Origin of the sequence: Shewanella sp. VB17 (assembly GCF_013248905.1) — a bacterium.
In the GTDB taxonomy this organism is placed as follows: domain Bacteria; phylum Pseudomonadota; class Gammaproteobacteria; order Enterobacterales; family Shewanellaceae; genus Shewanella.
Genome location: NZ_JABRVS010000001.1, coordinates 3,787,864 through 3,808,593, shown reverse-complemented (window position 1 = coordinate 3,808,593; position 20,730 = coordinate 3,787,864). Strand labels below are relative to the sequence as shown.

Genomic DNA, 20,730 nt, shown 5'->3' with positions numbered 1-20,730 from the left:
GTTTATTCGTTAAGGAAGTATTCATGACAGAAATAACACAACGTCTCGAAGGCAATACGGCCATATTGACCATGAACAATCCGCCAGCCAATACGTGGACAGAAAAGAGTTTACAAGCACTAAAAAACAAGGTAGCTGAGCTTAATGATAACAAGGATATTTATGCCTTGGTGATCACCGGAGAAGGGGAAAAATTTTTCTCAGCTGGCGCCGACCTTAGCTTGTTTGCCGATGGCGACAAGGGGGTTGCCGCTTCGATGGCTAATCATTTCGGCGAGGCATTTGAGGCGTTAAGTCAATTTCGCGGTGTCTCTATTGCGGCCATCAACGGCTATGCCATGGGGGGGGGCTTAGAGGTGGCGTTGGCGTGCGATATTCGTATCGCCGAGGTTCAAGCTGTAATGGCTTTGCCTGAAGCCTCTGTGGGGTTATTGCCCTGTGCTGGTGGGACGCAAAATTTAACCGCCTTGGTTGGTGAGGGCTGGGCAAAGCGGATGATTTTATGCGCAGAGCGACTTGATGCTAATAAAGCTGAATCTTTGGGATTGGTTGAAGAGGTCGTTGAGACGGGTCAATCTCTAAGTGCTGCGATGGCATTGGCGGTCAAAGTGGCTAAGCAAAGCCCAAGCAGTGTAGCTGTCTGTAAGCAGCTTATTAACGCTGGACGGCATATGCCTAGGGCACATGCCTTACCACTAGAAAGAGAGCTGTTTGTTGGCTTATTTGATACAGAAGATCAGGCCGAAGGGGTCAATGCTTTTCTGGATAAACGCAGTGCTAATTGGAAAAACGCATAATGAATACACAAATGTATAAGCAAAATGTCAATAACAACCATGTGGTATTTCAAACATTAGGTACTGTGTCTGGTAAGCAAATTGGTGTCGTTACATTGAACGTTGAAAAGGCGCTAAATTCGCTTAATCTTGAGATGGTTCAAGCGATGATACAGCAATTAAAAGCGTGGCAACTAGACGATGATATCGCGCTTGTTATGCTCGATGGGGCTGGTGAGAAAGGTTTCTGTGCTGGTGGTGATGTCCGTGCTATTTACGACGCATCGATGAACAATGTCGGGGAGTTAACTCAAGAGGCCGTGGATTTTTTCAAACATGAGTACCAACTTGATTACTTGCTGCACAGTTTTTGTAAGCCTGTGATGGTCTGGGGGGACGGTATTGTGATGGGCGGTGGACTTGGTTTAATGGCCGGTGCTAGCCATCGAGTCGTGACAGAGCGCTCTCGTATCGCGATGCCAGAAGTCAGTATTGGACTTTACCCTGATGTAGGTGGCAGCTACTTTTTAAACCGTATGCCAGGGAAAACCGGCTTGTTTCTCGGTTTAACGGCCTACAATATGAATGCTGCAGATGCCAAATATGTGGGGATAGGCAATCATTATCTTAATAGTGATGACAAGGAGCCGATGTTAGATCACATGGCCACTTTACCATGGAGTAGTGATGCAAATGTGAATCATGATCTACTTACTCAAGAACTTGTTCAACTTGAGCAAAATGTCATGATTACCATATCTGACTCTCAATTAGCGACAGAGCAAGCCATGATTTCTGACCTGATGGCGGGATCCTTAAGTGACATTGTTGAACGAGTGAGTACGGCAGATTTTACTGATTCTTGGTTAGCTCGCCCAATGGAGACCTTCTTGTCCGGCAGCCCCATCAGTTGGCATCTCATCTTTCGACAAGCCACGTTAGGTACAGATTTGAGTTTAACCGAGGTGTTTACATTGGAACTTGGTTTGAGTGTTAATTGCTGCTCAGTGGGGGATTTTTCAGAAGGCGTACGGGCGTTACTTATTGATAAAGATAGGCAGCCTAACTGGCGTTACCAAAGTGTTACAGATGTTCCACAGGCCTTGATTGATAAAATGTTCGCATCACCATGGGAAGAGAATGATCATCCATTAAAGGTGTTTTAAATCAAACTTTTAAGATAGGAAGTGTGAGATGGCAAGTGTTGCATTTATTGGGTTAGGGCATATGGGGGCGCCCATGGCCGCCAATTTGGTTAAGGCAGGATTAACAGTGCGAGTGTTCGATCTCGTGCCTCAAGCGATGAGGTCGCTGACTGATCTTGGGGCCTTGTCATCGAGCAGTGCATGTGATGCTGTAGCAGGTGTTGATGTGGTGATCACTATGTTGCCAGCAGGTGAGCATGTGCGTGCACTTTATCTTGGAGATGATGAAAACAAAGGCTTGATTGAGGTGGTGGCTGAAGGAACCTTACTGATAGACTGCTCTACCATTGATGCCACAAGTGCTCAGTTAGTGGCAAAGGTTGCGACTGAAAAAGGGCTAGAATGTGTCGATGCTCCCGTATCTGGAGGAACAGCTGGTGCAGAGGCTGGCACGCTGACGTTTATTTGTGGGGGGACAAACAGTGCTTTTGAACAAGCAAAAGAAGTGCTAGGGCACATGGGGGCCAATATTTTTCATGCTGGTGCTGCTGGTGCAGGTCAGATAGCTAAAATATGCAATAATATGCTGCTGTCAGTGTTAATGCTTGGCACGAGTGAGTCTTTGCAAATGGGGATTGCTCATGGCTTGGATCCTAACGTACTATCTGAAATCATGAAAGTAAGCAGTGGCGGCAATTGGGCATTAGAGAAATACAATCCTTGCCCCAATGTCATGCCAATGGCACCGTCATCCAATGATTATCAAGGTGGATTTATGGTGGATTTAATGGTGAAAGATCTCGGTTTATCTCAAGAGGCGGCATTGCGGTCAAATTCCAGTACGCCAATGGGATCATTAGCGCGCAGTTTATATGTGAATCATGCAAAGCAAGGTCATGGATCACGAGATTTCTCCAGTATTTTTGAACAGTTTACTAATTTTCAACAGATTAAAAACAAAGGGTAATTCGATGGATTTAAAAGATAAGGTTGTCGTCATCACTGGTGGGGCAGGCGGACTTGGTTTAGCGATGGCGCTGGACTTAGCTGAAGCGGGTGCTAAGTTGGCGCTTATCGATGTGGATCAAGAAAAACTTGAACGTGCTTGTGCCGATCTCGGTGATAGAGCTGAAGTTCAGGGGTATGCGTTTGACATTACCGATGAAGAAGATGTGGTGGCCGGTTTTGGTTTTATTATGGAAGATTTTGGTAAAATTAATGTGTTGATTAACAATGCGGGTATCTTGTTCGATGGCATGTTGGTTAAGGCCAAAGAGGGGAAGGTAACGGACCGTATGTCATTTGAGCAGTTTCAAGCCGTGATTAACGTCAACCTTACCGGTACTTTTCTTTGTGGTCGTGAAGCAGCAGCTGCCATGATCGAATCTAAGCAAGAAGGAGTGATCATTAATATTTCTAGCTTAGCGAAAGCAGGTAATGTTGGTCAGACTAATTATTCAGCGTCTAAAGCGGGGGTTGCTGCCATGGCGGTTGGTTGGGCAAAAGAGCTCGCTCGTTACAATATCCGCAGTGCCGCCGTTGCGCCGGGGATCATTGAAACTGATATGACGGCTGCCATGAAGCCAGAAATGCTTGAACGTTTAGAAAAAATGGTGCCAGTTGGACGACTAGGTCAACCCAATGAAATCTCATCAACGGTTAAATTTATCATTGAAAATGACTATGTCAATGGCCGTGTATTTGAAGTCGATGGGGGGATCCGCATTTAACAAGTAGATTAAATAAATACAGGCTATCGATAAAAACGAGCTTAGGCTCGTTTTTTTGATCTGAAAGTCATGTAATATTATCCGTTGAATTGAATGGCTATGTATTATTATGAAACCTAGAATAATATGATTTGGTTAGATAAAATGAATAAATACTTACTGCTATTGGTGGGGGTTTTAGGTGTCATTATTATTTATGTAGGCTTCTTTTTTCTGTTGTTTAGTGGACTGAATACCTCTGTGATCCCTTGGTATGCTTTATTGGCTCCTTGGGTGTGCATTTTTTTTGGTTTGCCTACACATAGGCAAGTATCTGTTATTGACTGGTTTAAACGGCGGTCTTTTCGGAGGAAATAGGGTAATATAAAAAGGAAGAAACGTAAGGTGAGCGTGATGAAACCCCCTTTATTGATGCTATATCTCATATGTGTCGTAATACTATCACTATTGACAGCTTGTGAGCCTGCAGCACCTCAACAAGAAATTGACCAGACAAGTGGTCGTCAGATAGCGGTTTATGGTAGCTGGCGCTCTCCTATCACCGCTCAAGATGTCGTGATGCCTGCAGATAAATTTGGCGAGCTACAAAGTGTCAATGGTGGACTCTATTTTATTCAGTCTCAAGCTGAACTCGGTGGGAAAGTGGGTATTAAGCGCCTTGATAGTGACCATAATATTGTTGATGTGGTGAAGGCTGATTTTGATGTTAAATCGACTGTTAATGGATACGGAGGCTCACCTTTTCTTGGTATTGGTTCTAGTTTGTTTGTTTCTAAAGCCGATGATCAACTTCTGTATAGAATAGCCCCAAATCAGGCACCTGTTCCTCTGACCAGTGCAGGGACTCGTCACGCTGACTGTGTCACTTATTCTAAAGGTTCGCGTATTATTTGCATCAGAGAAGATCACCGTGGTGAGGGTGAGCCTGTTTCTAGTTTAGTCGCGCTGAATTTAAATTTTGCCAATGGTGGGGAAGTGCTAACCTCCGGTCGTGATTTTTATTCCTCACCGCGTGTGTCTCCCGATAATTCACAATTGGCTTGGATTAGCTGGCAACATCCTAATATGCCGTGGGATAACACTGAACTGTGGATAGGCACACTTGATCCCAAGGGAGGTATTTTGCAGCCTAAACGCTTAATTCCTGAGCTGCAGGGCGCCATAACACAGCCTTTATTCAGTCCCAGTGGGCAACTTTATTTTGTCGCTGATTTTAATAACTGGTGGAATATATATCGCCTCAGCGACAATGGTAAAATAGAGCATGTATTAGATATCGATGCTGAGTTTGCTGTGCCGGACTGGAAGCTTGGAAATCATAATTACGCCTTCGAATCAGACAATACTATTATTGCCAGTTATCAACGAAATGGTGATGTTTCTTTGATCCGAATTTATGTCGATACTGGTGCGGTTGAATCTATTGCCGTCGATTTTGGTGAAATATCTCAATTAATAGCAGGCGATAATGGGATCTATTTTATCGGTGATAAGATCACTCCTGAGAAGGGGATATATAAAATTAATGGCAGAGGCACAGAGCTTGTTTACGCCCCAGAATTACCGGTTTTTAATCCCAACTTCATCTCTCAGCCAAAGAGCATCATTTTTGATTCAGGTAATAAAGAACCAGTATATGGGTATTTTTATGGCCCTAAAAATCCGGCTTTTATTGCCCCCACTGGCACTCGCCCGCCATTATTGGTTATGTTGCACAGAGGGCCAACATCTAAGGCAAGCTTGGCGTTTAGACGTGATATTCAGTATTGGACCAGCCGAGGCTTTGCGGTGATGGATCTTAATTACCGTGGTAGCTCAGGATTCGGTCGAGAGTATCGGCGTAGTATTTATGGGCGCTGGGGACAAGCTGATGTAGAAGATGCGGTTCGATCTGCAGGCTATCTGGTGAATAAAGGTTGGGTAGATGGCACTAAGTTGGCGATGAGGGGACGTAATGCCGGTGGGCTTACGGTATTGTCTGTCTTGGCTTTTTATAACACTTTTAAAGCGGGTGTGAGTTACTCAGGTATTAGTGATATCGATGTACTTAATGAAGATCTGAATAAATTTGAATCACATTATGTTGAGCTGTTGATGGGCAAAAATGAGAATGAATTAATCAAACGTTCGCCTATGTATAATTTATCAGGGCTCACAGAGCCGTTATTATTGATCCAAGGAAGTGACGAGCCACATAAAGAGAATAAACAATCGAAACGTATTTTTACGGCACTTAAAAATAAAGGGGTGCCGATTGCTTACTTATCTTTTGATGGGGAAAACTATCGGCTAAGAGATCCGAAAAATAAAGCGACGGCAATGGAAGCTGAACTCTCTTTTTACGGCACTATTTTCGGGTTTACTCCGGCAGATGATATCCCTAAACTGAAATTGATTAATGCTCAACATTTTAAAAAGCAGTAACTGAGCAGTTTACTCGGTATGGTTATTTTATTAAGGCTATCTTTTAATGGTACTTTTTAAGATAGTCCATTTAAAATCGCACAGTCTGGTTGATGCCCTCCCTGACAGCTTTTTACTAATTCAGCCAGTTGAGTTTCTAATATCTGTAGTTTGATCACTTTATCGCTGACCTGTTTCAGGTGTTCTTTTGCTAATGCTTTAACATCTTCAGCATCCCGATGTTGGTTCAGCTTAAGGTTTAGTAGTGAGCGACAATCAAGCAGTGAAAAGCCCAGATCACGGCAGTGATGAATAAACGTCAATGATGAGACTTGTGGTGTGTCGTATTCTCGGTAACCATTATCCCCACGTACAGCACTAACCAGACCGATATCATGATAACACAATGAACTGTGCAAGTTGTGTCGCTAAAATAGAAGCGGCTTTTGCGACAGAACCTAATCAACGCAATGATGTTGTAGCCAGAGTTAATTTAGCAGATAAGCAGGTACAGGTAGAAGGCAACATTTCAATTGATTTAGCCGTTGCAACGCTTGCCAGTGTAGGCTTTGCAAGTGAACATATTTTGGACGCGAAACGAGCTGCACAAACAAAAGTTGCAGATGAGAGCAAAGAATACCGGACTCGTATCATGCAATCTGTACAGGGTTTGGGTTTAGGTATTCCTATGATGATCTGGGGATTGTTAGGGGGGGAAATGGCGGTCAACAGTCCTGAGCAGCAACTTGGCTGGGGAGTGGTTGGGGCGACGACACTGTTACTACTGGTGACCGCTGGTGGGCATTTTTATCAAGGAATGTGGCGAGCATTAAGGGTGGGCAGTGCCAATATGGATACCTTAATTGTACTGGGTACGACCTCAGCTTGGCTCTATTCTATGCTGGTGGTTATTATGCCAGAGGCTTTTCCTGCTGAAGCGCGTCATGTCTATTTTGAGGCAAGCGTGATGATTTTAGGGTTAATCAATTTAGGTCATGCATTGGAGCTTAGGGCGAAAGGAAAAACCAGTGAAGCGGTGCAAAGGTTATTGGGATTACAGTCGAGTACAGCGACGAAGATCACAGGATATGGGGATCGAGAGGTTGAAATCGCTGAGATAACGTTAGGTGACAGATATATTGCTTACTTCTTTTGTCGAGAGCGAGGGGGCAAATACTGGTTTGACACTTGAGATGTTACTGATAAGGGCGGCGAGTTTAGAGCTTCATTCTGAACATCCATTGGCCAATGCAGTATTGGAAGAGGCAAAAATACGAGGATTGACACTGCTTGAGGCAAAGATGTTCACTAACGTGCTGGGAAGAGGAATACATGGAATGATTCAAGGCACTTCAATGGCGGTGGGGAACCTAGACTTGATGGAGAGTCTGAATGTTTTAGGTTTAGATGAGTTAAAAGCCGAAATTAACCAGTTTGCTGAGCAAGCAAAAACCCCTGTGTATGTTGCTCAAGGTGGTCAGTTAAGCATGATTGTCGCGATAAGCGATCCTATCAAAACAGATGCCAAGGCGGGGATGTCAGCGTTAGTTAAATTGGGTAAGCGCGTTATATTGCTCAGTGGGGACAATCGTAAAACAGCCAATGCGGTGGCAAAGCAGCTTGGTATTGATGAGGTTATTGCAGGCGTATTGCCTGAGCAGAAGCAAACCTTTATTACAGCTCTTAAGGCTGAAGGTGAAATCGTGGCGATGGGCCGTTGCTAAATAAATCTTGTCTGATAAGGAGGACTAGGTTAGTTGATAATTTAGGCCTGTTCCTCTATAATTTTGCGCTTGATTTCGCCTAATCTAGCGTGGGCTATTCATACTCGTGTCATCGGCTTGTTTTATACTCAAGTCTGACTAAGGTTCGGCCTTTGAAATAGCCGCGCATCGCATAACTAAATTCGGAATTTTATACTTGATCACTACAGCTAATATCACCATGCAGTTTGGCGCTAAGCCACTGTTTGAAAACATCTCAGTTAAATTTGGCGGTGGTAACCGTTACGGTCTTATCGGCGCCAACGGCTGTGGTAAGTCAACGTTTATGAAGATCCTTGCCGGCGATCTAGATCCTAGTGGAGGTAACGTTTCTCTTGATGTGAATGAGCGTTTGGGTAAATTGAGCCAGAATCAGTTTGGCTACGAAGAATTTAACGTCGTCGATACTGTGATCATGGGCCATGCAGAACTGTGGAAAGTGAAACAGGAACGTGACCGCATTTACTCTCTACCTGAGATGACAGAAGAAGACGGTATTGCCGTCGCTAACCTTGAGATGGAATTTGCCGAAATGGACGGTTATACCGCCGAATCTCGTGCAGGTGAGCTGTTAATGGGTGTTGGTATTGCGGTTGAGCAACATTTTGGCCTAATGGGCGAAATAGCACCGGGTTTCAAATTGCGTGTTTTGTTGGCTCAGGCGTTGTTTTCTGATCCCGATGTGTTGCTACTCGATGAGCCGACCAACAACTTGGATATTGACACCATTCGTTGGTTACAAGAGATGCTCAATCAACGTAACAGCACCATGATCATCATTTCTCATGATAGATATTTCCTTAACTCAGTGTGTACGCATATGGCTGACTTGGATTACGGTGAGTTACGCGTATTCCCAGGTAACTATGACGAATACATGATGGCTTCATCTCAAGCTCGCGAGCGTTTGATGTCGGACAATGCGAAGAAGAAAGCCCAAATCGCTGAGCTTCAGGGTTTCGTGGCCCGCTTCTCTGCTAACGCATCTAAAGCAAAACAAGCAACGTCACGTGCCAAGTTAATCGATAAGATTAAACTTGATGATATTAAAGCCTCAAGCCGTGTGAACCCGTTTATTCGCTTCGAGCAAGAAAAGAAATTGTTCCGTAATGCGCTTGTTGTTGAAGAATTGACTAAAGGTTTTGATGATACCCCATTATTTAGCAACTTAAATATCATGGCTGAAGTGGGTGAGCGTATTGCTATTCTTGGTCAAAACGGTGTTGGTAAAACCACGTTATTGCGCACGTTAGTTCACGATATTCCGCAAGATAGTGGCACGATCCAATGGTCTGAAAACTCGGCGATTGGGTATTATGCTCAGGATCATGAGTCAGATTTTGAAAATGACATGAACTTGTTCGAGTGGATGAGTCAATGGCGTAAGCCAGAAGATGATGATCAAACAGTGCGTGGTTATTTAGGCCGTATGCTATTTGGCTCAGATGACATCAAAAAGTCGGTTAAAGTATTATCTGGTGGTGAGAAAGGTCGCATGCTTTTCGGTAAGCTGATTATGCAAAAACCGAACATTTTGTTGCTTGATGAGCCGACCAACCACATGGATATGGAGTCTATCGAGTCATTGAATAATGCCCTTGAAATGTATGAAGGTACGTTACTGTTTGTCAGTCATGACCGGGCATTTGTGTCGTCATTGGCTACGCGTATCATAGAGATAAGCACCGATGGCATTAATGATTTCAAAGGAACCTATGATGAGTTTCTTGCCAGTAAAGGCGTAGAAGCTTAATCATTCTAATACGCTTATTGGTATGATTAAGTGTGATATTCATTGCTGTTGACTGAAAAAGGTGTACCCAATGGTACACCTTTTTTAATGATACTATCAATTCATGATAACTATCAATCAAGTTAAGCTTTGTCGCTAAATGCTGCTAAATGCTGCTAAATGCTGCTAAATGCTGCTAAATGTCGTTATTTCCTTCTATCTAGCCAAAGCGTGTTTGTAGGTATTCAAACACTGCACGAACCCCAAAAGCCTCGCCACCGATTGGACGCCCTGGCAGTTTACGATTGTTCCATGCCATGACATCGAAATGAGCCCAGCTTATGCCGTCATCGACAAAAGCTTCCAAGTAGAGTGCAGCCGTTATCGCACCACCGAAAGGCACTTTGCCACAGTTAGCCAGATCTGCGATATCACTGCCAGTGAGTTCCATATAAGGTTTATGCAGTGGCATACGCCAAATCGGATCTTCAACCTTGAGTCCAGAGACTGTCATCTCTGCGGCCACTTGGTCATCGTTACTGAAAAAGCCGGGTAGCTCAGTGCCTAAAGCAATACGCATGGCCCCTGTGAGGGTGGCAAAATCGATGACCAATTCAGGTCGGTCATTGTTTGCTTCAGCAAGGGCATCACACAGTACTAAACGGCCTTCAGCATCGGTATTGTCGATTTCAACTGTGATCCCTTTGCGGGTTTTAATCACATCTCCTGGACGAAATGCATTGGCAGAGACGGCATTTTCTACCGCAGGGACCAGTACCCGCAAACAGATCGGTAAATTGGTTGCCATGATCTGATGAGCGAGACCGATAACATGAGCAGCTCCCCCCATGTCTTTTTTCATGAAGCGCATTCCAGCGCCAGGTTTTAAATCTAGGCCGCCGGAATCAAAACAGACGCCTTTACCGACTAAGGTGACTTTAGGTGCAGACTTATCGCCCCAAGTGAGATCAATGAGCCGTGGCACGTTTTCACTGGCTCGACCGACCATGTGGATTGTGGGGTAGTTTTTTTCGAGTAGTTCATCACCGACAATTTGGGTCACGTTAGCCCCAAATTCTGCAGCGAGTGCTTGCATCGTTTGCGCTAAGTGCTGTGGCATCATGTCGGCAGCGGGGGTGTTAACGAGATCACGCACCAGAGTGATTGAACGAACCATTTTACTTGCTTGCTCAACAATCTCTTGATTATCAATAACAAGAGTAGGGTATGCATGGTCATTTTTTTTGTAGCGATCAAACTTGTAAGCCCCCAGCCCCCAACTAAAGGCCGCGACTTTGATCTGTTCATCAGTGGCCTTTATGGCATAGAGTCCTTTAGGGAGCTGGTTGACAAGATCGCCACACAGCCAGTATGACTCAGGATCGCTGCTGACAAAAATGACTTGATCCAGTTCCCCATTAGCATTTGGGATAAGGCTTAGGCCTTTACCGTTATAGCCAGTTGTGGCTAACCAGTTTTTTGTTTGTGATGTTTGATCCGCTAACCATGTATCGAAAGCATCGGTGTGGAGAATAGAAAGTGGGGTGCCTGAAGCACCAAAAATCAGTAATTCGCTCATATGGGGCTTAATCTCGCTGTTAGTGGTTGTAATGAGAGAGGGAAAAATACCCAACCCAAGGGCATGTTATTAGGGTAACAAGGTTTGCAGCAAGGGGAAAGTAGCAAAAAGTAGGGCCAAAAAATGTCTACGTGAAGAAGGGGGGACTTTTACTCTTTATTTTTTGATAAATTGGCTATTTTCTTTTTTTTCTTTTCACTCATATTATTAAATGAGCTGGGAAGTACATCGACACCGACTATTTTTCCTAGTTTAACAACAAGCGGGATAGTAAGCGGTGCAAAAGGAAGTACAACGAACATACTCAGGCCGAGGCCTTTTAATAGATCACCGAACTGTTTATTGGCTTCACGTAATTCTTCATGGCTTGCTTGTTTTTTTGTGTAACGCTTGTAAGTGACCAACATATCTTTGGTCTCTTGTTTTTCTTGAGCTAACGCTTCCTTTAAGAGAAGTAGATCACGTTTTAAACGTAACCATAGACGACGCTTACTGATGCGGAAGACGCGAATGGGAGCTTTGTGAATATAAATGTATACTTTCATACCATGGATTGTCTCATAGGCAGTTTCATTGGCATAGATATGCTTTACTTTTTCAGCTGTCTTTTTAAGCTGTTGTTCAGTGATGCTATTTTTTATGTTTTATTATGTATTTATTTGGTGTTAACACGTTGTTTAGTTGTTATTGTGTGCAGTGTGAGCTATCAGAGCTAAAGATAATGAGAGAATATGATGGTAGAAAATGTATTGGCTGAATATTATCCAGAAATGTTGGAAGTATGGGAAAACTCAGTTAGAGCGACCCATGACTTTCTTAGTGACGAAGATATTGATTTTTTTAAGCCTATTATTATAGAACAAGCCTTCCCCGCCGTGATCATGAGATGCGTTAAAGATAACACTGGTGCTATTTTAGGGTTTATTGGTGTGCATGACACTAAGGTGGAGATGTTATTTCTTCTTGCTCAAGCAAGAAGAAAAGGCATTGGTACATTGTTACTTAACGACGCCATTGATACGTTAGGCGCTGTGAGTGTTGATGTTAACGAACAAAACCCACAGGCCGTTAGCTTTTACCAATCAATGGGGTTTGAATGTGTGTCTCGATCGCCGGTCGATGACATGGGGAAACCCTTTCCTATTTTGCATATGAGATTAGGTTAACCTGTTCTTAAGCTCAGTATTGCAGCTAATTCAATCGGCTCAGGGTAACGACAAAATTCGGTGTCTTGTTTGTCTATGGCATAGATAGACATTCTGTCGGCAAGTTCATTACCCTCAATGCCAACGTGTGCAGATACATGAGAGATCGTGAGTTCAGCTTTAATTTCTTCATACAAGGCATGTGATGCTTGAATAATATCTAAGTTTTTAATATCACCGGCTGTTTTTCGCTTCCACCCTTTTTGCTTCCAACTATAAGCCCACAGGGTGATGCAATTGATTGAATATTGTGAGTCACTGAGAATATGCACAGTTTGCTGGGCAGCTAAGGCTTGCTTAGCGATTAATAATGCTTGGTGCAGGGCATTTAATTCGGCTGAATTATTGGTACCATCACTATTGTAAAGACCGTACCAGAGCTCCGTTAGTTTGCCTTTCTTGTAAATGGCGACACCGGATCCTGCTTTACCAGGATTTGGCTCACAGCCGCCATCAGTGTATATTTCCACGTCGTAGCTAGCAGCAACATAGCTATCAGTAACCCCGTTATCAGCAACAGGGCCTTTAGCAACTGTTCTGATGTTAGTTGACCGAGTGTTAGCTGTGCTGGTGGGTTTGTTCGCCGATGAAGTGGCATTGATGCCTTTGGTGAAAGCCGCTTTGGCTTCAGCTTGCGTCTTAAATGATTTGTACTTTGCTTTGGGGTATTTATCAACCTGCTGCTTGGCTTCATCCCAAGTGGTATAAATACCGGGTTTTCTTCCCGCCCAAACGACATAATATTTACTCGCCATGATATTTGTTACTCACTACTTTTTTGTCAATGATCTATAGTCACTCAATGATGGCCATTGCACAAATAGTTTGTCGTTTATTACTGTGATTTAGCTCCGAGTCGTTAACCATAAAGGGACACATTGATATGAACTATTATATGCTACACAATATCGATCATTTTAACAGTGAAGATAACATAGAGGTCTATGGCGATGCTGTCCAAGAATTGAAGCACATTAAAGCCCTTACCGAAAAGTTGTAGCTCATGTCTATGTTAGGTCAGTCGTTAATCACGATGAATTATCCCAGAAGCAGGTTTCTTTTGGTTTAGTTCATTGGCGTTGTGGAGTTAGGTTCGCCGAGTCTTGAATCGACATGGCGACTTTTTCAATGCCATGAGAGGGCACCCATCGTTTATATTCAACAAAACCATGTTTCTTGTACAAATCGATGGCAGGTATATTGACCACCGCAGTTTCAACCGTTGCGTTTGAAAAATCAATATTTTCTAAAGCATAACGGATTAATTTATTGGCGATGCCTTGCCTAAAATACGATGGTTCAACCGTTAAACTATCAATGTTGAGATGCCCATCTTTTATGACTATTTCTATCACGGCAGCAAGCGTTTCATTGTCACTAAAGCCATAAAATACGCTTGTTGAATGCTCGATATGTGTAGCGCTGCGCTTAAGTGGTGGGAAATCAAGCGTGCCGATCAGTTGAGCTTCAATTTTATACGAATGTTGAAAAACAGTGAAAATTTGATTTGCCACTTCGGCATTGGCATGGTCAAGTTTTTTTATCATAGGAGGTTCAGCCTTAATCTTGATATATATCAACAACATTTTATCAACTTAATCTTTCAATGCAAAGCAGAAATGGCCTGTTTGGGATATGCAAAAGTCTCCTATAAAATACAGTCCTTTCCTTCAGGTTTTTAATTTTTTGCTAAATGAGCAATGACTTAGCAAGGTCGTGTGCCTTAGGTTTAGTGTTCGATATGAAGCGCTTTGTTGTGTTGACATTTATTTTATTGTGCGCATAAAGACTATACTTGCCTGGCAGGAAAGGTGTCATAACCCCATTTCGTTCTAAGATATATTGGAAGACTACATCATAATTTCCGACGAAAAAATTAAGGCGGAATATAAAAGTGAGTTAAACGCATTGGAGACCTTTCTGATGAACAGATAACACAGTTCGGGGGGACTACTTCACAGTTGGAAGAAATAATTATAGAAGTCGAAAATGCTAAGAACTCTAACCTTAAGCAAGCTGCGTTGATTGATAACATAAAGCAGCTTAGTGCTAGCACTTATGGTTTAGCTAAAAAAATATCAGCTTTTATACCATAGATACGAGTTATATTTTGACCTAATAGGATGGCTCATGAAAAAGACAATACTTATGTTAATGATTGTATCTTGTGGCGTCAGCGCAAACGTTAAAGTGGAGTTGGATAGGGGGGCTAAGCCTTTGAATGCAAATGGGACTATTGTATCAACTTCACCAGTCAGAGATGCCCCACCACATGGACTGTTTAACCTATTTGTAGGGGGGGAAGTTGAGAGTACGGTACAGAACAGTCAGGTGAGAATCATAGGTAAAAAGACTTATGGGGGCTTTTCAGGTGCAAATGTATGGTATCAAGTCGAATCTGTAAATGACTTAAAGGCCAGTGATGATCGTCCTCTCTGGATATATGGCGGTATTGAGGGGGAGTCTCAGAAAGTAATAATTAATGAAACAAAAGAAACAGTAGAAACAGAAGGTAATCAGAATGGAAATTAATTTAGGTGAATTTATTATTCAGGTATCAGACACTCAGAAGCTTTCTATTTTCTGGGCATTAACTGTTCTTCTTGCATTTAACGTAGCCTATTTTCTCTTTGTTAAGGACAGGGGAGCTAGTGATATATCTAGCTTCCGTATGTGGGCAACTGTGTTCATAGGTAGCCTTCTTGTTATTGGGACATACGCAGATATATTAGCATCTAAACCTTTTGCTTTGAAAGATTGCATATTACTTGCGTTTGTTGGTGCGCATGGCTGGATGGCCGAAAACATGGTTAATCAATTTATGAAGAAAGCTCCCAAAATATAAAGCTGTAAGATGGTTGAGCCTGTGGCCTAAATACTTGCTAGTTCAGGCCACTCTTCGATCGGATTTAACCCCCTCCGCCACATGAAGCGCAACACTTTATACCTTATCCAGCATTCAAATGGTGCATAAATATGTCATAGGGTTTTTGCGACCATTTCATAGGTTGGTCCACATTACCCCTGTAGGCGTCGGTTCATAATACATGCAATCAGATGTCACATTACTATTGTGTATACGACATTAGTGGTGGGTGATAGCTCTTCACTCAATCATTTTTCAGATCAGCCAAAGCAGAGATAAATGTCGTAAAACAGCTCGTATTTAACATTATGGTTATTGTGTGCACACTTTTTGTAGTAGCAGTATAGTAATGCACTATTTCAACATTTTAATAAAAAAGTGTCACAACGTCTTGACGACGTCTAATCTTTACAAGGGTGGCAGTTAGATCTCAGCAATACCGATAAGCAAGTAAACTTTAGCTTTATTATTGTTGAGATTTAGCTCAACACTCTAACCCTAGTTTGCATCTGAATGGCGCTTTCAACACTTAATCGGGCAGTTAAAAGACCATAAAATGATACAAAGATAGCCAAAATAACCTCCATGGTGCTTCATGCAGCCATGTTAAAGCCAATTCAAAAGGTTTGAAATATGTATGAGCAAATAGAAAAACCTAAAGAGAATAAAAGTAGAGCGGTTGCTAATTCAGTTGCTCAGAAGAAAAGTAACGGTAAGCAAGGTGTTGGGTTTGTGGATAATCGACAGAAAGTTTCTGGGGTCAACCTTTTTTCAAAATCGAGCATCCAATTGATGGCTCAAGGAAACCAGCAAGCTCGTATTCAAGAGAGACGTATAGAGTTGGGACAAATACGCATGCCCAATATGGTCGATACCCCGAATCAAGTGGATTTAGATACGGCTGGTAACGAGATTGACATAATACAGAGTCAGATAGAAGGTGCCGTCAATGCTAATGTACTAAAACCACAAAGCCACGGTGGTAATATGAATGAGCTTAAGGAAAGGTTTCATAATGATCAGGTGTGGCGTACATACAGAAATGGAGTTGATGCGGGACATTTACAGAGGACTAGAGAATTAAAAGCGTCTAGAACAACAGCACGAGCGTTAGATAAAACTAAAATTAAATTGCGGGGCGAAAGAAAGGTGATAAGCGATGATATTATACAATTATAATTAAAATACATGTTTTTTGTGGGGTGATAAATAAAGTCTGATATAAATAAGAATAAAAGTAAAACGACAAAATTGTGTGTGAAACGGTAAGGAAAAAGCCCATAACAAAACCTAAAAAATCATTAAAACGTCTTTTAGCTCAATTGATAAAGTTACCGATGTCTTATTAGGAGTTATTGGTGTCGTTATCATCAAGTCTGCTTTGATGAAGCAATAAAAAATAACAGATGACCTTGCTCACCTGTTATTTTTTGGTACCAGCCGCCTAAGTCTGAAAGCAAATCACCAACTTTAGGTATGTTCGCCTTTGGGACTCAATTATCTCGCCGACACTAGGGGCGTTATGTATAAAATACATTAGTCATAACTTGTTGAAAATTAAAGGCTGTCATGTTCGTGTCAGCTTTATGACGTTACAATGATTGTTTGTGGTAGCTAGTATTTATCGAAACAGCAGAAAGGATTAAATGATGATCGTTAGGAAGTTAAGATTGCAACGCGGTTGGTCGCAAGAGCATTTGTCTCAACTCAGTGGTTTAAGTGTAAGAACAATCCAAAGAATTGAGCGTGGATAAAATGCGGGCCTTGAGTCTTTGAAATTTTTAGCTGCTGTATTTGAAATCCAAGTAGCTGACCTTCAAATGGAGCCACAAATGAACGATGAAATAAAAGTTACCACTGATGAAAAAATAGTATTAGAACAAGTTAGAGAAATAAAGAGTTTTTATTCTAATGTGATCTCTTATGTGTCCGTAATGGCACTACTCTTTGTCATTAATTTGATAACAAATCCTAGTTATATATGGGCATGGTGGCCAGCAATGGGTTGGGGTGTTGGTATTGTATGTCATGGATTAAGTGCCTTTGAAATACTAAACTTTTTTGGCCCTGATTGGGAAAAAAAGCAGGTAGAAAAACGTTTGGGTAGAAAATTATAATTTGTTATCCGATAAGTTAGTCAATTGTTTGTCCACAAACGAGGTCAGCAATGACTAAAGCTAAATCGAAGCAATGATGCTTTGGCTTTGATAAGGGGGGATATACAGCTGCGAGTTTCGGTTTCAAGGCGAAGTTTCACGCAGTGAGACTCTCTGAGGGAGAGACATTGATGTCGAACTGGCATTGTAACAGGGAATGTTATTTGAAACCGTAAAGTGTCCATGCCATATTTTATTCCGTATAAGATATGGCATTTCCTCCATCCTTGGGGTTAGATGGCTTTACAGCGTCTCGCCAGAAGTATCTAGACATTAAGCCAGCTTCAAGCAATAAAGCCCAATGAACCCAACCCGCAAGAGACTCGAAACTTGTGTTTCGGCAAGGTGTTAAAGCACTGTTGAGCGAAGCTTGCCATCGAGTAAACATGTCGTGAGTATTTCACCTGTCTGAACTTCTTTTGAGCTTAATAACACCTTGCCAGATTCGTTTTGGGTGATGCTGTAACCCCGACTTAAGGTGGCCAAAGGGCTGACAGTTTGCAGTTGATGGGCACTGTTTTTAAGGCTCATTTTGGCATCATGTAGCTTGCCTTTCATGGTTTCATTTAAACGTGTTGTCAGGTAGTCGAGTCGTGTTGATTCAAGTGTTAATCGGTGCTCCGGTGATTGCTGGTTGAGTCTGTGGCTTAAGTTCTGCTGCTTTGATGCCAGTTGGTGTAATCTTGTGCTAAGGGCGGCATTAAGGCGTAATTGCATTTCATCGAAGCGTTGTTCAAATTGCTCTAGCCTGCGTTTAGGATCTTGTCGGTGTAAGCGGTGTTCTAATGTGTTGGCTTTTTGAGTTATTTTTAGTTGATAATGCTGCCAACTTTGCTTGAGTCGAGCCAGGTTTACCATCAGTTTGTTGGCTTTATCATCGGCATCTTTGGATAGCAGTTCGGCGCCAGCTGATGGAGTCGGGGCTCTGACATCGGCGACATAATCACTGATACTGGTGTCCACTTCATGGCCAACGGCAGAAACAAGGGGGATAGCGCTGTTGTAAATGGTGTGCGCGAGTTCTTCACTGTTAAAGCACCACAGGTCTTCCAGCGAGCCACCACCACGGGTGAGTAACAATACATCGACCTCTTGTCTGGTATTGGCCAGTGTGATGGCGCGGCAAATAAGCTTGACTGCACTCTCGCCCTGTACTTGAGTGGGATAGACCACCACCTCAATAGAGGGATCGCGTCTGGCTAAAACATGAAGTACATCTCTAAGGGCAGCGCCTGTAGCTGACGTGATAACACCAATTTTATTAATATTGCTAGGAAGCGGACGTTTGGTGTTGGTAGCAAAGAGCCCCTCAGCTGCGAGTTTGATTTTCAATGCTTCATATTGCTGCGCTAGCATGCCGTCACCTGCAGGTAACATAGACTCAATAATAAGTTGGTAGTCACCTCTAGGTTCGTAGACACTGATCGAACCTTTCACCAGTACCTGTTGGCCATTAATGGGTTTAAAGGTAACAGAGCGGTTTTTGCCTTTAAACATCGCGCAGCGAATTTGAGCGAAATGGTCTTTGAGGGTTAAATACCAGTGCCCTGAGCTAGGAGCGGAAAAATTTGATATTTCAGCATTAAGCCACACTTTACCTAGCTCGCCTTCGAGTAACTGACGGACTTCGCCATTGAGACGTGAGACGGTATAAACATTATTTTTTGGCATTTGCATCGATTTTTCACGCTTCATGGCTCTTTTTTTCCTATTTTCCATTTACCGAGCAAGATATGCAAGGTATAATCTCGCCGCAATATTTTCACCTTTATTATCTAATCTCTTGGGGAGATGTTGCATGTTAAGATTAAAAAAAGAAGCGTTAACTTTTGATGACGTATTGCTGGTTCCAGCGCACTCTACCGTTCTCCCTAATACTGCGGTGCTTAAGACCCGTCTGACGAATACAATAGAACTGAATACTCCCATAGTGTCTGCTGCTATGGATACTGTAACTGAAGCTCGCTTAGCTATTGCGATAGCGCAAGAAGGGGGGCTTGGCTTCATTCATAAGAATATGACGATTGAGCAACAAGCCCAAGAAGTTCGTAAGGTTAAAATTTACGAAGCGGGTATTGTGCAACAGCCTGTCACGGTAACGCCTGCGACCACCCTTGATGAACTTAAAGTGTTGACCGAGAAAAATGGTTTTGCCGGCTATCCCGTTGTTAATGATGCTCATGAACTGGTGGGGATTATTACCGGCCGCGACGTGCGCTTCATCACCGATTGGAGTCGTACTGTTGATAAAGTTATGACACCAAAAGATCGTCTCGTCACCGTCCTTGAAGGCACTAAGTTAGATGAAGTACAAACACTGATGCATTCTCATCGTGTTGAAAAGGTGCTAGTGGTTGATGTTAACTTTAAGCTAAAGGGCCTCATCACAGTCAAAGATTTCCAAAAGGCTGAACGTAAACCTAATGCGTGTAAAGACGAGTTAGGTCGTCTTCGCGTTGGTGCTGCAGTAGGTGCAGGGCCTGGTAACGAAGCGCGTGTTGATGCGCTCGTGGCGGCTGGTGTTGATATTTTGCTCATTGACTCTTCACACGGTCATTCAGAGGGAGTATTACAACGTATTCGTGACACTCGTGCTAAATATCCAGATCTGCAGATTGTGGGTGGTAACGTAGCTACGGCTGAAGGTGCCCTTGCTTTGGTTGATGCAGGTGTTAATGCTGTCAAAGTGGGTATTGGTCCTGGTTCTATCTGTACCACTCGTATTGTTACTGGTGTAGGTGTGCCGCAGATCACGGCTGTTTCAGATGCGGCAGCAGCGGTTAAACACCTCAATATTCCTGTTATTGCCGATGGTGGCATTCGTTTTTCTGGTGATTTAGCGAAAGCATTAGCTGCAGGTGCATCATGCATCATGGCAGGATCTATGTTTGCTGGCACTGATGAAGCCCCCGGTGAAACCGAACTTCATAATGGCCGCGCTTATAAATCATACCGTGGTATGGGGTCACTGGGTGCGATGACGCAAACTCAAGGTTCTTCTGATCGTTATTTTCAAAGTGATAACGCGGCTGATAAGCTTGTGCCAGAAGGGATTGAAGGCCGTGTTGCTTACAAAGGTAAGCTCAAAGAAATCATCCATCAGCACATGGGCGGTTTACGTTCATGCATGGGCCTCACCGGGTGTGCGACCATTAAAGAGCTGAATGAAAAAGCGGAATTTGTCAAAATTACCTCCGCTGGTATGGGGGAATCTCATGTTCATGATGTGACCATGAGTAAAGAAGCGCCAAACTACAGTTTTGGTTCATAATTTGATGGATAAAAAATGATTAAAAGGAGCGGAGTTTTCCGCTCCTTTGTTAATCCATTTTCTGGTCAGTTTTAGTCCTAATATCGATAAAACTGATACGAGTA

The 20,730-nt window shown here is 42.8% G+C and carries 22 protein-coding genes; 16 read left to right on the top strand and 6 right to left on the bottom strand.

Annotated elements, in window-relative coordinates:
* Nucleotides 1-23 precede the first annotated feature (23 nt).
* The 6 genes from HQQ94_RS16460 (at nt 24) to HQQ94_RS16440 (ending at nt 6,075) form a co-directional block, all read left to right on the top strand.
* Nucleotides 24-797, top strand: coding sequence for an enoyl-CoA hydratase (locus HQQ94_RS16460; protein WP_173295430.1), 774 nt, complete (start codon nt 24-26; stop codon nt 795-797).
* Nucleotides 797-1,942 (top strand): enoyl-CoA hydratase/isomerase family protein, encoded by a 1,146-nt coding sequence (locus tag HQQ94_RS16455; RefSeq protein WP_173295429.1) that lies wholly within the window; start codon nt 797-799, stop codon nt 1,940-1,942. Before HQQ94_RS16460 ends, HQQ94_RS16455 begins: the two co-directional genes overlap by 1 nt.
* A 28-nt stretch (nt 1,943-1,970) precedes the next feature.
* Nucleotides 1,971-2,888 (top strand): 3-hydroxyisobutyrate dehydrogenase, encoded by a 918-nt coding sequence (gene mmsB / locus HQQ94_RS16450; RefSeq protein WP_173295428.1) that lies wholly within the window; start codon nt 1,971-1,973, stop codon nt 2,886-2,888.
* A 4-nt stretch (nt 2,889-2,892) separates the two neighbouring features.
* The gene (locus HQQ94_RS16445; protein WP_173295427.1) at nt 2,893-3,651 is read left to right on the top strand and encodes an SDR family oxidoreductase; all 759 of its coding nucleotides are present in this window, start codon (nt 2,893-2,895) and stop codon (nt 3,649-3,651) included.
* A gap of 126 nt (nt 3,652-3,777) precedes the next feature.
* On the top strand, nt 3,778-4,008 hold the full coding sequence (locus HQQ94_RS22670) for a hypothetical protein (RefSeq protein WP_254304085.1): 231 nt from the start codon (nt 3,778-3,780) through the stop codon (nt 4,006-4,008).
* A 36-nt stretch (nt 4,009-4,044) separates the two neighbouring features.
* A complete protein-coding gene (locus HQQ94_RS16440; RefSeq protein WP_173295426.1) occupies nt 4,045-6,075 on the top strand; it encodes a prolyl oligopeptidase family serine peptidase in 2,031 nt (676 codons plus the stop codon).
* A 56-nt stretch (nt 6,076-6,131) separates the two neighbouring features.
* On the opposite strand, the gene HQQ94_RS16435 is transcribed toward HQQ94_RS16440, so the two are convergent.
* The gene (locus HQQ94_RS16435; protein ID WP_173295425.1) at nt 6,132-6,473 is read right to left on the bottom strand and encodes a MerR family DNA-binding protein; all 342 of its coding nucleotides are present in this window, start codon (nt 6,471-6,473) and stop codon (nt 6,132-6,134) included.
* On the opposite strand from HQQ94_RS16435, the gene HQQ94_RS22665 reads away from it, so the two are divergent.
* The 3 genes from HQQ94_RS22665 to HQQ94_RS16425 all read left to right on the top strand — a co-directional run bounded on the left by HQQ94_RS22665 (nt 6,461) and on the right by HQQ94_RS16425 (nt 9,570).
* Nucleotides 6,461-7,246: a hypothetical protein gene (locus HQQ94_RS22665; protein ID WP_254304084.1), complete on the top strand. Its 786-nt coding sequence runs from the start codon at nt 6,461-6,463 to the stop codon at nt 7,244-7,246. The genes HQQ94_RS16435 and HQQ94_RS22665 overlap by 13 nt on opposite strands.
* Nucleotides 7,236-7,778, top strand: a complete 543-nt coding sequence (locus HQQ94_RS22660) for an HAD-IC family P-type ATPase (protein ID WP_254304083.1) — start codon at nt 7,236-7,238, stop codon at nt 7,776-7,778. Before HQQ94_RS22665 ends, HQQ94_RS22660 begins: the two co-directional genes overlap by 11 nt.
* A gap of 196 nt (nt 7,779-7,974) precedes the next feature.
* A complete protein-coding gene (locus HQQ94_RS16425) occupies nt 7,975-9,570 on the top strand; it encodes an ABC-F family ATPase (protein WP_173295424.1) in 1,596 nt (531 codons plus the stop codon).
* 199 nt (nt 9,571-9,769) lie between these two features.
* On the opposite strand, the gene HQQ94_RS16420 is transcribed toward HQQ94_RS16425, so the two are convergent.
* Both HQQ94_RS16420 and HQQ94_RS16415 read right to left on the bottom strand, forming a co-directional pair.
* Nucleotides 9,770-11,128 carry a M17 family metallopeptidase gene (locus HQQ94_RS16420; protein WP_173295423.1) on the bottom strand — a complete coding sequence of 453 codons (1,359 nt, stop codon included), beginning with the start codon at nt 11,126-11,128 and terminating at the stop codon, nt 9,770-9,772.
* 149 nt (nt 11,129-11,277) lie between these two features.
* A complete protein-coding gene (locus tag HQQ94_RS16415) occupies nt 11,278-11,673 on the bottom strand; it encodes an LETM1 domain-containing protein (protein ID WP_173295422.1) in 396 nt (131 codons plus the stop codon).
* 186 nt (nt 11,674-11,859) lie between these two features.
* Between HQQ94_RS16415 and HQQ94_RS16410 the strand changes: the two genes are divergently transcribed.
* Nucleotides 11,860-12,294, top strand: a complete 435-nt coding sequence (locus tag HQQ94_RS16410) for a GNAT family N-acetyltransferase (RefSeq protein ID WP_173295421.1) — start codon at nt 11,860-11,862, stop codon at nt 12,292-12,294.
* Here HQQ94_RS16410 and HQQ94_RS16405 read toward each other — a convergent pair.
* Nucleotides 12,291-13,088, bottom strand: coding sequence for a ribonuclease H family protein (locus HQQ94_RS16405; RefSeq protein ID WP_173295420.1), 798 nt, complete (start codon nt 13,086-13,088; stop codon nt 12,291-12,293). The genes HQQ94_RS16410 and HQQ94_RS16405 overlap by 4 nt on opposite strands.
* Nucleotides 13,089-13,403: 315 nt before the next feature.
* Nucleotides 13,404-13,880, bottom strand: a complete 477-nt coding sequence (locus tag HQQ94_RS16400) for an N-acetyltransferase (protein ID WP_173295419.1) — start codon at nt 13,878-13,880, stop codon at nt 13,404-13,406.
* Between the two features lie 583 nt (nt 13,881-14,463).
* On the opposite strand from HQQ94_RS16400, the gene HQQ94_RS16395 reads away from it, so the two are divergent.
* From HQQ94_RS16395 to HQQ94_RS22650, 5 genes are all read left to right on the top strand, one after another.
* Nucleotides 14,464-14,865 carry a hypothetical protein gene (locus tag HQQ94_RS16395; protein ID WP_173295418.1) on the top strand — a complete coding sequence of 134 codons (402 nt, stop codon included), beginning with the start codon at nt 14,464-14,466 and terminating at the stop codon, nt 14,863-14,865.
* The gene (locus tag HQQ94_RS16390) at nt 14,855-15,178 is read left to right on the top strand and encodes a hypothetical protein (protein ID WP_173295417.1); all 324 of its coding nucleotides are present in this window, start codon (nt 14,855-14,857) and stop codon (nt 15,176-15,178) included. Before HQQ94_RS16395 ends, HQQ94_RS16390 begins: the two co-directional genes overlap by 11 nt.
* 654 nt (nt 15,179-15,832) lie before the next feature.
* Entirely contained in the window at nt 15,833-16,378 is a 546-nt protein-coding gene (locus HQQ94_RS16385; RefSeq protein WP_173295416.1) for a hypothetical protein, read from the top strand.
* A 467-nt stretch (nt 16,379-16,845) separates the two neighbouring features.
* Nucleotides 16,846-16,953 (top strand): helix-turn-helix transcriptional regulator, encoded by a 108-nt coding sequence (locus HQQ94_RS22655; protein ID WP_309247253.1) that lies wholly within the window; start codon nt 16,846-16,848, stop codon nt 16,951-16,953.
* Nucleotides 16,954-17,031: 78 nt separating this feature from the next.
* The gene (locus HQQ94_RS22650) at nt 17,032-17,316 is read left to right on the top strand and encodes a 2TM domain-containing protein (RefSeq protein WP_254304082.1); all 285 of its coding nucleotides are present in this window, start codon (nt 17,032-17,034) and stop codon (nt 17,314-17,316) included.
* Nucleotides 17,317-17,703: 387 nt separating this feature from the next.
* Here the strand turns inward: HQQ94_RS22650 and xseA are convergent, their stop codons facing one another.
* Entirely contained in the window at nt 17,704-19,032 is a 1,329-nt protein-coding gene (gene xseA, locus HQQ94_RS16375) for an exodeoxyribonuclease VII large subunit (protein ID WP_173296680.1), read from the bottom strand.
* 121 nt (nt 19,033-19,153) lie between these two features.
* On the opposite strand from xseA, the gene guaB reads away from it, so the two are divergent.
* The gene (gene guaB, locus HQQ94_RS16370; protein WP_173295415.1) at nt 19,154-20,626 is read left to right on the top strand and encodes an IMP dehydrogenase; all 1,473 of its coding nucleotides are present in this window, start codon (nt 19,154-19,156) and stop codon (nt 20,624-20,626) included.
* The last annotated feature ends 104 nt before the right edge of the window (nt 20,627-20,730 follow it).